Origin of the sequence: Leifsonia sp. NPDC058230, assembly GCF_042882245.1 — a bacterium.
Taxonomy (GTDB): domain Bacteria; phylum Actinomycetota; class Actinomycetes; order Actinomycetales; family Microbacteriaceae; genus Leifsonia.
The window spans coordinates 632277-643337 of sequence record NZ_JBHVWM010000001.1 but is presented as its reverse complement, the minus strand read 5'-3'; the positions used below and the strand labels follow the sequence as shown (position 1 = coordinate 643337).

The following is an 11061-nucleotide window of genomic DNA, read 5'->3' as shown; positions in this document are numbered from 1 at the left end:
CTTCTACTCATCAAAAACCACCCCCCCCCACGGCGCTCCCACCCTCGGGCTGCCCCATACCCGCCCCTAAGCTCGTCACCGCGGGGGGGGGGGGCCTTCCCCCCCCCCCCCCCCCCCCCGACGAGGACGTCGATCGATCCGGGTTCCGGTGCCCCAGGGGGTCGCCTGGCCCGTTCGCCGTCTGCTCTACCGGCCGAATGCGAGGTACGACAGTTCACCCAAATCCTCGCCCTCAGGACGGGCCACGAGATAGACCGCATGCACTCCGCCAATGGCCTTCATTGTCGCGCTGAACGATCCCCACTCGCCGATCGGACCGTCGACCTCGACAACAGCAACGACCGGGCCGTTGAGTGGATCGTCCAGTCGAACATCCACTCGGCCGCGGCTCCCTGGATTGACCTCGAGGCTCATGCGGGAACCTGCAACCGAGTTGCCGAAGTCGAAGTACTTGAACCCGACGACCCCTCCCGCCCGCAGGCCGCGGACCACAGGCAGCTCTCCCTCAGGGCAGTCGTAGGCGCGCTGGTCGATGACAGGGCTCTTCTTGCCACTGACGCCCTTGCTGTTCGTCAGGTGGCACGCCATGTAGGCCGGCCACCGGCGGTACGCGTCGAGGGGATGCGCGCTGAAACCCATCGACGTGTGCTCCGTCTGTTCGAAACCACCGTCAGCCGTGCGCGTCAGCGGTGCCACGCAGGCCGAGCGGCCCGCCCTCGTCTGGCGATGGTAGATCTGGTACCACTGGTCACCGGCCGAAAACATGCCGCCGTGTATGTTGCCGGTGTGATCCGTGGGTGCCTTCCGGCCGTGGAACCGGGCGTTGCCCAGCGAGACAAGGGGGCCTTCGGGTGTGAACGGGCCTTGCGGCGCATCCGCGGTCGCGTAGTACATCCCGTTGAACCCGCCGCTTCCCAAGGCGTAGTAGCTCAGGACGAACCGGCCGTCGATCTCCCGGATCGAGGGGCCGTTCACGAAGTGCGCATCGGTGCGGCTCTTGACTATGAGGTCGCGTACGAGTGTGAGCGGTCTGGCGCGCACAACCTGGGTGGCGTAGCCGCCGGTCTCGTTCTTCAGAACGGTGCGCATATCGCGCGTGTCGAGTTCGACGACATAGCAGTTGAGAAGGCCGAAGTAGAGAAACAGCTGACCGTCGTGCAGCAGCAGTGCAGGGTCGTACGGATACTCCTTGAACCGGATGCCGCCGCGACTTAGCGCTGCTCTTCCGCCGAAGAACGCCATGTCTCCGTCGTCGACGCCGTCTTTCCCGTCCCGCCAACCGGCAGGCTTCTCGCTCTCGGGATACCGCACCCGTCCCACATACTCGAAGGGTCCGATCGGCGAATCGCCGACCGCCATCGCGATACCCGATTCAGACAGCCCGATGCCGTAATAGAGGTAGTACTTGCCGTCGATCTCGACAACGTCCGGTGCGAACAGGTGCGATTTCATCCCCATCCGGTCGCCACCGCGCTCGGTCATCATCCGGGCGAACGGGTCTTGGTTGCGGCGGAAGATCACACCTTCGTGCCGCCAGTGGGCCAGGTCGGTCAGCGACGCCGAGTAGCAGACATAGTCGCCCGCGCACATGACCGCGGTCCCGTCGGCCAGATCGTGGGAGCCGTAGACGTAGACGCGGTCACCGAAGACATGCGGCTCCCCGTCGGGGATGTACTCGGTCGCCGGGAGAAACGGATTGATGGATGCCGTGAGGGTGCCATCGGGAACCTGGGTGGTGCTCATCTTCTCTTTCCCTTCATCCGGTGGCGCAGCCGAATCGACCACGCCACCGGATGGTGTTGGCGTGAAGCGGTGCTAGCGGGATGCCTTGATCGGCAGCACGGCGAACGCGCCGAGGATGCTCAGCGCGATACCGATCGGGAACAGCCCGATGTAGCCGAAGCCGAGCACGACCGCGCCGGCGATGGCAGGTGCCAGCGCCTGCGGCAGGGTGGCAGCGATGTTGACGACGCCGAGGTCCTTCGCGAACGACTTGGCCGACGGCAGCACCTGGCTCATCAGGGCGGTGTCGACGGCCTGGAACATGCCGAAGCCGAAGCCCGAGATGAAGGTCATCAGCATCCAGCCGGGCAGGGTGGGCGAGAACATCGGGATCAGCAGCGCGATCGCGACGAACACCGACGAGGCGAAGATGAACGGCTTGCGGCGGCCGAACTTGTCGGAGAGCGGCCCCGAGATGACGGTCGAGATCAGGATGCCCGCGAGGCTCACGATACCGAGCAGCGGGATGACCGAGGCCGGGTTCTTGATACCGAGGTAGTCGGTGAGGATGAAGAGCTGGTATCCCGTGACGGTGAAGTAGCCGGCGTAGAGCAGCGTGCGGCCGGTGAACGCCCAGAAGAAGTCGGGGTGCTTGACCGGGTTCACCCAGAACGTCTTCAGGAAGTCCGCGAACTTGAAGGGCTCGAGAACGAGGTCCTTGCTCGAGTAGTCCGGGTTGAACACGACGAACAGCGACAGCAGGACGACCGACAGGACAGCCAGGACCACGTAGCCGGCACCGATGCTGCCGAGGAAGATCGAAGCGAGAATCTGGCCGCCGAGAACGCCGACCATGACGCCGATCCCGGTCAGGGCAGCGAACGATCCGCGGCGCTTGAGGGGAACCCGGTCAGGCATGATGGCGCTCAGCGGTCCCTGGGCGAAGTTGAACGCCGTCTGGACCAACGTCGCCGCGATCAGGATGCTGACGAACGAGTTGGCAGCCGCAAGGCCGACGAGCGAGAGCGCACCGACGAGCGACCCGATGAGGATCCAGGGCGCGCGGCGGCCCAGACGCGAGCGCATGCGGTCGGAAAGCTGGCCCGCGATCGGCTGGGCAAAGAGCGCGAAGATGGCTCCCACCGTCGAGACGATCGCGAAGTTCGCGACCTTGTGCGCCGGGTCCCTGTGCCGGTAGGAGAACCTGGAGGAACGAGCCCCAAATGATGAAGATGCCGAGATTGGCGGGGATCATCCACCAGAGCAGCCGGCGAACGCCCTTGATCGGGGTGGGCGGATCTTCGTTTCCTGCCGCCTCCTCGATGAATGAACGTTCGGCGACGTCGTCAGTGGGAAGCGTCATGGGTAAGCCTTTCATCATCGTCGATGACCGATTTGGATAGTCGGCTGTGAAACCATACGACACTATGGTTTTAATTTCAAACCGGGATAGCCTGTTCGTGTGACCAGACCTGCTCAGTACGCCAAAGGGATCGCCAAGCGCGCCGAAATCATCGACACAGCCCTCCAGCTCATCGGTTCGGGCGGGTACGACACGATGACGATTCCGCGGCTGGCGAAGGCGGTCGGGCTGAGTCAGCCGGGACTCATCCACTACTTCGGCACCAAGGACCAGCTGTTCGTGGAGATCCTCCGCGAACGCGACGAGCGGACCGCGCGTTTCGCGGCCGGCTCGTTCACACCCTCACGCATCGCGCGCGACAACGCGTCAGTTCCCGGCCTGATCGAGCTCTACACACGTGTGATGGTCGAGTCATCGGGGCCAAGTCACGCGGGGCATGAGTTCACCCGCGAACGCTACGAGATGGCACGTCGCGAAATCGCCAACGCCATTCGTCAAGAGCAAACTGAAGGAAAGATCGATCCGACAGTCGACCCCGCGAAAGCCGCCGCTCTCATCTTCGCGGCGTGGGACGGCCTGCAGATCCAATGGATGCATGACCGCTCCATCGACATCCCGGCGCACCTCGACTACCTCTGGCAGGCGCTGACTGGTTATTCCGACTAGACGCTCAGTAGCGGCGCCGGCTCGCGAGACACCGCAGCACTGACGCGACTCGCCGACCTGTTTTCGGCCGGGCTGCGGCATGGCGTCAACCACGAGGTCGCGGAGGGCGTGGGATTCGAACTCTAGCGGCAGACCTGGTGACACCTCGCCGGCGACCAAAATCCGCGAAATCACGGTGACTTTCAGCGGCTTCAATTGTTCCGCATTGGCACTGCTCGTTCCTCGAACTTGAGCATCACCATGCCGTCAGAGACACCACCGACCTACTGGCCGAACTCGAACCGTCGACCGTTGTGCAGATCTCGCCAGGTCACGCGACAGCCGCGCTGTTTGCTGCGGCTCATCCAGCGATTCCGACTCTCGCCGTCGATGATCTCCCATTCGAGGACGCGCTCATTCGACTTCACCGCATCATTGAAGCAGCTGATCGAGGGCGGGCGTGAGCGAGCGCCTTCACCGCTCGCGATACGCGCTCCATTGAGGTGAGTGTCCGGGTGGAGCCAGTCCTCTAGGACTTCTTGAACTCTTGTCCGGCCCGCGTGCCACCGTCGACAAGGATGTCCGTGCCGGTCAAGTAGCCCGGAGCCTCACTTGCGCAGAAGGCGAGAACGGCAGCAATTTCCTCCGGTTTGCCGAATCGTTTGAGGGCTGAGACCTTGAGCAGGTCGGAAGCACCATGATCCGCCTCGAGCTTACCCATCGCGGTGTCGAAGCTGCCGGGTGAAACGGAGACGATGCGGGCTCCCCTGGCACCGAACGCGGCAGCTTGCTTGCGCGAGTACCAGATGACAAAGGCCTTGCTGAAGCTGTATGCGAGGCCGGAATGCAGCTTCTTTCCGAATACCCGCGACCGGCGGACGATGATCTTCTCGAACGCGACCGGGTCGCTCTCCGCTTTCGGGAAGGCACCCGAAGGAACGAGTATCTTCGGCAGACCGTGGCCTGCGACGGAGGCGACGTTCACGAGAGCGTCTCCCTCGGTTGCCCGGGCGAGGAAGGCTTCCGTCACATTGACGGTGCCGATTGCATTGATACGGGCAACGAACTGGGCTGAGCCCATCTGGGGACTGACGCCGGCCGTGTGCACGACGGCTCGGATGTGGTGATCTCCGGCTTCCGCAAAGGCCAGCAACTTGTCCACGGAAGCCCGATCAGTGATGTCACACACCGTTCCTGAAGCATCGATGCCGGAAGCACGGAGATCGACTACCGCCGCATCAATACGCTCTTGGTTCAGATCAGCCAGGACAATGCGGTGATCCGTTCCGAGGATCCTGGCCGTGGCCATCCCCATCCCGCCGGTCCCACCGGTGATCACGGCAGTCTTCGTCATTTTGCTCCCTTGAATTGCTTGCAAACACACTTACGATACACCTGTCTCGAAATACTGCAAGCGACCTAGAATCGACTCGTGCAGACAAGTTCCCGAGGACGTCCGAGGAGTGAGGTTGCCCGGCGCGCCATCCTGACGGCCGCGCGAGAGATCCTCGCCGAGAAGGGCTACGAGCGGCTCACCATTCAGGAGATTGCGGATCGATCGGGCACTGGTCGGCAGACGATCTACCGGTGGTGGGCGACTAAGGCACTTATCATCGCCGACCTGCTGCTTGCCGGAGAACTTGACGTACCGTCCGAACCAGTCCCGGATACGGGCGGCCTGGAGGGGGACCTCACGAGCTGGCTCGAGGCGATCGCCGCAGCCATGCGAGATCCGCTCCAGGCCTCCATCACACGCGCACTCATCACTGCCGCATCAGACGATCCAGAGGAGGCGCGACTCTTGTATTCCATGACGACCGGCCCCGTTCACCAGAGCCTGGTCGACCGAATCTCAAAGGGCAAAGCCGCTGGGCAACTGCGCGCCGACGTAGACGAAATCGCAGTCGCGGATGCCCTCATCGGCACCGTTCTCTTCGGGGCACTCACCCCAGGCGCAAACCCCGCTGCGCCAGGTGCCGTCGTCTCAGCGCTGGTCGGACGCGCGTGACACTAAGGTTCGATGCCTAACCGAATGACCCCTAGGACTCCCGGAATACGGGCAGCGTCGTCGCGGCTCACCCCGATGTAGACGATGATCGCCATCAACAGGTCGACCACCGCATCGAGATCGGCGCCCGGGGAGACTTGACCGCGTTCCACCGCCGTTTGCAGCCGCGCGATGACGTCGGCCCGTGCGGGACGGGCGAACGCGTTCGTGAGGCTCTCCCCCAATGGGGCGTCGGTCGCGCCGATCGCCGTTGCCGCGCGCAGTACCTCGCCATACGATCCACGCACCGAGACCGCGACGGCCTCAAGCCAGTCGCGGAGGTCGTCCCACACATCCTCGGTATGCGCGATCCTGTTCTCGGGTACCGGGACGAAGCCCTCCAAGATGGCCTCGGCGACTACTGCCGCTTTGCTCGGCCACCACCGATACAGGGTGCGCTTGGCGATCCCGGTGTCCGCGAGGATGCCCTCCATCGTCATGGCCGTGTAGCCGACGCCCTCCAGCTGACGCGATGCGGCGGTCAAAACCTGGGCACGCACTTGCGGGTCACGTGGTCTACCCCGACGTGTGCCCGAAGGCTCCTGTGCTGCGCTCACGCCCTGAGAGTATCCCATCAATGGTTGCAATTAGGAGACGCACCGTATTCAATATGAAGGGCCCACCATCAAAGGAGATGCAATGCCCGAAGACACCGTCATTCCCGTCATTCCCCCGGCCGCCCCGAGCTTTCTCAGTGAAGCGGCCCGGGCTGGACTCGAAGTCCCGATCGTTCGAACCCCGTTTCCCGCTGTGGACGATGTGGCCGGCTGGACCAGCTACGTCGAGCAGTCCGACGCCTTCGTCGCTGAAATGCTCAGCGGGATGGCCTTCCCGATGGAGTCTTCACTGGAACAGATCGCCGGTGTCCCGACCTATGTCGTCACCCCCTCTGGCGCCCCGACCGGCGACGACTCCCCCGTGTTCCTGAGCATCCACGGTGGGGCACTCATCATGGGAGGCGGCGACCTCACCCGGGTGATGACCGAGATCTCCGCTCTCAGCGCGCCGGTCGTCCACTGGGCGCCGGACTACCGGATGCCGCCCGAGCACCCCTACCCCGCCGGCCTTGACGACGTCACGGCCGTCTACCGGGCGCTTCTGGAAGTCCGCGACCCTTCCCAGATCATCGTCGGTGGCGGCTCTGCCGGTGGCAACCTCGCCGCAGCGCTGATGCTGAAAGCGAAGGACGAGAACCTGCCCATGCCCGCCGGCCTCGTACTGCTGACTCCCGAGGTGGACCTCACCGAATCGGGAGACAGCTTTACCACCTTGGCCGACGTCAGCGTCGGCCTGCAGAGCCTTCTCGACGTCAACGCCCTCTACGCGAACCGGCACGACCTTACCGAGCCATACCTCTCCCCGCTCTTCGGCGACGTCACCGGGTTCCCGCCGACGATCCTGATCTCAGGAACCCGCGACCTCTACCTTTCGAACACCGTTCGCATGCACCGCAAGCTGCGCGAAGCCGGTGTGAATGCCGACCTGCACATCTTCGACGCCCGCCCCCACGCCGGATACGGCAACGCCCCAGAAGAGGCCGCCGTGTCCGCCGAAGTCGGAGCCTTCGTCCAGAGGTGCCTCCAATCGGCCTGATGAGCACATGACCGGTCCAACCCGGTGAATCATGCCCAGGCCGTCGCGATCGTGCTCGCCGCTGATAGAGGCACTCGGCGAACCCGCCACCGCAGACAGTTGGATCCAGGAACTCGCCATCTCCGACGACCAAACGCCGCGCTGGACCGCAACCCTCACCTGGGTCAGCGCGCGTACCACCGCGTGGGCGAAGAACGCCTCGGGACAGACCTACGGCGTGCAGAACGAGAAGGGAACACCCGATCTGATCGCTGTCACGGCCACGAACGGCAAAGACGGATACGTGTATGGCAAAGACCTCGACGAGATCGACGGCACCACCGCCTCAAAGAGCTTCACAACCCCCCAACAAGCGCTCGACTGGCAGAAGACCCACCACGGCGGCGACATCCCCGTCTTCAAATCAGACGGCACCACCAAGATCGGCACCTTTCACGTTGGCCAATAGGAACACGCGCCCGTCCGGCTTGCGCCCCGCCTCACTGACGGCATAGCATCGCAGAAACCGACCACTCGACGGTTTTCCGCATTCTTGCTCGATGGAGACGCTTCGCAATGACCGACCTGCTCACCCGCACGCCGTCGGCCGTGCGCGTCGTGCTCGGGAGTCCGCTCTACCGCGGTTCGACCGTCGCGCTGTTCCTCTCGGGGCTCGGAACCTCGGCAGCGGCGCCGCAGATCGCGCAGTTCCTGGTCAAGGATCTCGGGGCCTCGCTCACGGTCGCGGGCCTGTACTACCTCACCAGCCTCACGGCGCCGATCGCAGGTTATCTGATCGGACGCCGCTCCGACCGCATCGGTCGGAGACTCGGCCTCTTCCGGGTGAGCGCCGTGGCTGGTGCTCTCGGCGGGTTCGCCTTCGCATTCTCCAGTCAGCTCTGGATGCCGTTCGCCATCAGCGCCATCATCCTGGGCTTCGCCGGCGCCGCGGCGTCTCAGCTCTTCGCCGCGATCCATGACGAGCTCGCGGCCGCCCCGACGCCGGCCGGAGACGGTGTCGTCTCGATCGTTCGCATGGCTCTGACGTTCGGATGGGTGATCGGCCCGGTCGCCGGATCGTACCTCGCTGCACAGACCAGCCTCCGAGTGATGTTGATCGCGACCGCCGTCTGCACCCTCGCCCAGATCATCCCCCTCGGGAGGCTGCGCGACGGCGCAGACGCAGCGCCCTCCACGGAGCATGGCGACCCGGCTTCACGTGCGCACGTGCCGGTGCGGGCGATGGTTCCGCTTCTCGCGTTCACCGGGCTATACATCCTTGTCTACGCCGGCGAGTCCATCAAGTACGCCTATCTGCCGATCTACATGAACGAGCAGCTGCACCTTCCCGCGGCTCTCAGTGGCGCCATCATCGGCATCCAGCCACTCGTCGAACTGGCCCTCATGCCGGTGGCGGTCGTCGTCGCGCGTAGGACGGGCATGATCCCGCTCATGGTGGTCGGCGCTCTCTTCGGCATGGGGGCGAACCTTCTCTTCGCGACGACCGGGACCGCGGTCGGCCTCTTCGCCGGTCAGCTCCTCATGGGTGGTGTCTGGGGGATCTTCGCCGGGCTGGGCATCATCGTGGCCCAGCGGCTGCTACCCGTCGCTGTCGCCACGGCGTCGGCGATCTTCATCACGGCGCCGGCGCTGAGCTCGGCCCTCGGCGGTCTCGTCGGAGGCATCGGGGCAGGCACGGTGGGACTCCCACTCGTGTTCCTCATCCCATCCGTCTTCGCCCTCCTCGCATCGATCGGACTCGTCGTGCTTCACCGACAGATGGGGAATCCCGCCTGAGTGGCGCGCGACCCGAGGGATCTTCCTGATATCAGGTGTTCGTTGCAGGGAAGCGCTCGTCGCGCAATACCTCGTCCAAAGGAGGCGCGTCGAAGGCTAAGGGCGATAGTCTTTCTTCTCTGGTTCGTAGAGCGACCTTGCGGAGGCTGAGCGCCCACCATTCAGGCTCCCAATAAGGATCATCAGGATTCGGGCGATACGCGCTGGAATTGTCGCGAGCACTTCTCATCTGTTGCTGCGCCGCGGTTTTTAGGCGCTATTCGACAGAACCCGCCACCTGGATTGTCGTCTCGGAAAGACAATCTTCGTGGCGGAAAGACAATCTATGGTGACGGTCGACACGGGCCAGGCGCGCGCCCGGGCGACGGCGAATCAGCGGCGCCGAAATCACACGGACACGTCTTCAGCGAGCGCCAATTCAAGTGAATCACTGGGATCGAGGCGCGTTTCGCAAAGCGGAGGGCGTGGGATTCGAACCCACGAGACATTTCTGCCCACCAGTTTTCAAGACTGGCTCCATCGGCCGCTCGGACAGCCCTCCTGGCGCCGGCGCGAACCGGCGTCGCCCGATTCTAACGGACGACGACGGCCCGATCAGCCGTCGTACGGCTTCGAGCAGGTGTACTCGCTGGCCGTCTGACCGTGGACGTTCGACGGCAGGTCGACGGTGTCGCCCGCATCCGTCGAGCCGTCGGTCGAGGTGCCCGTCGCGGGCGCGTCGGTCGCCGGGGCCTCCGGGGTGCCGGTCGTCGGCGCGACCGGGGTCTCCGTGGCGGGCGCGTTCGGGTCGACCGTGGAGCCGACGCCCGCGTCGCCGGTGAGGGCGATCGACTGGTCGTTCTTCAGTGCGTTGAAGAGGGCCGTCGCCGCGGACGTCGTGGGCTCGACGCCACCGCCGCCCTCGACGTAGTGGTTCGGGTACTGCACGAACACGACCTTGTTGAGGTCGATGTTCTTCAGCGCGACAGCCATCGAAGCGATCGTGCCGACGTTGTTGAGGCTCTCGGAGAGAGTGATGCTGCTCGTCGCCGCCTTGGCGAGACCGTAGACCTTCACCGGGTTCGCGAGGGTGTCGGCGCTCTTGATCGTGCGCACGAGCGAGGAGAGGAACACCTGCTGGTTGCTGATGCGGCCGAGGTCCGAACCGTCGCCGACGCCGTGGCGCGTGCGGAGGAAGGCGAGTGCCTGCTGACCGAGGAGGGTGTTCTGGCCGGCCTTCACATCCAGGCCCGTGTACGGGTCTTTGATGTCGCCCGCGACACAGACGGGCACGCCGCCGACCGCGTTCGACATCTCGATCACACCGTCGAACTCGATGACACCCGCGTACGGGATGTCGAGCCCGGTCAGCTTCTCGACCGTGAGAACCGTGCACGCGAGCCCGCCGTACGACAGGGTGTTGTTGATCTTCTGCCGGCTCATCGCGGCGAAGTTGCCGCCCTTGGGGTCGGGGCACGACGGGATGGCCACGTACAGGTCGCGGGGAAAGCTGATGACCGTCGCGTTCTTGTGGTCGGCCGAGACGTGCAGCAGCATCGTCACGTCGTTGAGCACCTCGCCGCGCTTGCCGTAGGCCGCGTTGCCGCCGCCGGAGTCGCTGCCGGCGAGGAGGACGTTGAACGCACCGTCCATCGCGCCGACCTGCGGGGTCGCCGGGAGCGGGTCGCCCTTGGCGTTGACGAGCTTGACCGACGGCTTGAGGCTTGTCGACACATCCCAGATCGCATACGCAGCGACGGATGCGCTGCTCACCGCGACGACACCGACGACGGCCGCGATGATCATGGCGATGAAGCGGAAGGGGCGGTGCTGCTTGAGGCGCCCATGGCGCGCGATCGTGGGACCGACGGAGGTCTCTTTCGCACGCAACTGGGTGCGGGTGGGCAACTCGCTCATTCACTCCCTTTCATCGCGC

The 11061-nt window shown here is 64.7% G+C and carries 10 protein-coding genes and 1 tRNA gene; 5 read left to right on the top strand and 6 right to left on the bottom strand.

Annotation, left to right across the window (positions count from 1 at the left end):
- Positions 1-186: 186 nt before the first annotated feature.
- Together ACFVV0_RS03285 and ACFVV0_RS03280 are read right to left on the bottom strand one after the other, a co-directional pair.
- Positions 187-1743 (bottom strand): carbohydrate-binding protein, encoded by a 1557-nt coding sequence (locus ACFVV0_RS03285; protein WP_387058162.1) that lies wholly within the window; start codon positions 1741-1743, stop codon positions 187-189.
- A 72-nt stretch (positions 1744-1815) separates the two neighbouring features.
- A complete protein-coding gene (locus ACFVV0_RS03280; protein ID WP_387058159.1) occupies positions 1816-2865 on the bottom strand; it encodes an MFS transporter in 1050 nt (349 codons plus the stop codon).
- 319 nt (positions 2866-3184) lie between these two features.
- On the opposite strand from ACFVV0_RS03280, the gene ACFVV0_RS03275 reads away from it, so the two are divergent.
- Positions 3185-3751: a TetR/AcrR family transcriptional regulator gene (locus ACFVV0_RS03275; protein ID WP_387058156.1), complete on the top strand. Its 567-nt coding sequence runs from the start codon at positions 3185-3187 to the stop codon at positions 3749-3751.
- A 508-nt stretch (positions 3752-4259) separates the two neighbouring features.
- Here ACFVV0_RS03275 and ACFVV0_RS03270 read toward each other — a convergent pair.
- Positions 4260-5084 (bottom strand): SDR family oxidoreductase, encoded by an 825-nt coding sequence (locus ACFVV0_RS03270; protein WP_387058153.1) that lies wholly within the window; start codon positions 5082-5084, stop codon positions 4260-4262.
- A 78-nt stretch (positions 5085-5162) separates the two neighbouring features.
- On the opposite strand from ACFVV0_RS03270, the gene ACFVV0_RS03265 reads away from it, so the two are divergent.
- Entirely contained in the window at positions 5163-5738 is a 576-nt protein-coding gene (locus ACFVV0_RS03265; RefSeq protein WP_387058150.1) for a TetR/AcrR family transcriptional regulator, read from the top strand.
- 2 nt (positions 5739-5740) lie between these two features.
- Here the strand turns inward: ACFVV0_RS03265 and ACFVV0_RS03260 are convergent, their stop codons facing one another.
- Positions 5741-6352, bottom strand: a complete 612-nt coding sequence (locus tag ACFVV0_RS03260; protein ID WP_387058148.1) for a TetR/AcrR family transcriptional regulator — start codon at positions 6350-6352, stop codon at positions 5741-5743.
- 64 nt (positions 6353-6416) lie between these two features.
- Here ACFVV0_RS03260 and ACFVV0_RS03255 point away from each other — a divergent pair, with 64 nt between their 5' ends.
- The 3 genes from ACFVV0_RS03255 (at position 6417) to ACFVV0_RS03245 (ending at position 9146) form a co-directional block, all read left to right on the top strand.
- Positions 6417-7370 carry an alpha/beta hydrolase fold domain-containing protein gene (locus tag ACFVV0_RS03255; RefSeq protein WP_387058146.1) on the top strand — a complete coding sequence of 318 codons (954 nt, stop codon included), beginning with the start codon at positions 6417-6419 and terminating at the stop codon, positions 7368-7370.
- 31 nt (positions 7371-7401) lie between these two features.
- Positions 7402-7818, top strand: a complete 417-nt coding sequence (locus tag ACFVV0_RS03250; protein WP_387058144.1) for a hypothetical protein — start codon at positions 7402-7404, stop codon at positions 7816-7818.
- Between the two features lie 107 nt (positions 7819-7925).
- Complete coding sequence (locus ACFVV0_RS03245) at positions 7926-9146, top strand: MFS transporter (protein WP_387058141.1); 1221 nt, start codon at positions 7926-7928, stop codon at positions 9144-9146.
- Between the two features lie 456 nt (positions 9147-9602).
- Here ACFVV0_RS03245 and ACFVV0_RS03240 read toward each other — a convergent pair.
- Together ACFVV0_RS03240 and ACFVV0_RS03235 are read right to left on the bottom strand one after the other, a co-directional pair.
- Positions 9603-9687: transfer RNA gene (locus ACFVV0_RS03240), tRNA-Ser, on the bottom strand.
- A 53-nt stretch (positions 9688-9740) separates the two neighbouring features.
- Entirely contained in the window at positions 9741-11042 is a 1302-nt protein-coding gene (locus tag ACFVV0_RS03235; RefSeq protein ID WP_387058138.1) for an LCP family protein, read from the bottom strand.
- Positions 11043-11061: the final 19 nt, after the last annotated feature.

Coding starts and splice junctions, on each gene's coding strand:
- ACFVV0_RS03285 (WP_387058162.1), bottom strand. CDS start 1,743: ATGAGCACCACCCAGGTTCCCGATGGCACCCTCACGGCATCCATCAAT.
- ACFVV0_RS03270 (WP_387058153.1), bottom strand. CDS start 5,084: ATGACGAAGACTGCCGTGATCACCGGTGGGACCGGCGGGATGGGGATG.
- ACFVV0_RS03260 (WP_387058148.1), bottom strand. CDS start 6,352: ATGGGATACTCTCAGGGCGTGAGCGCAGCACAGGAGCCTTCGGGCACA.
- ACFVV0_RS03255 (WP_387058146.1), top strand. CDS start 6,417: ATGCCCGAAGACACCGTCATTCCCGTCATTCCCCCGGCCGCCCCGAGC.
- ACFVV0_RS03250 (WP_387058144.1), top strand. CDS start 7,402: ATGCCCAGGCCGTCGCGATCGTGCTCGCCGCTGATAGAGGCACTCGGC.
- ACFVV0_RS03245 (WP_387058141.1), top strand. CDS start 7,926: ATGACCGACCTGCTCACCCGCACGCCGTCGGCCGTGCGCGTCGTGCTC.
- ACFVV0_RS03235 (WP_387058138.1), bottom strand. CDS start 11,042: ATGAGCGAGTTGCCCACCCGCACCCAGTTGCGTGCGAAAGAGACCTCC.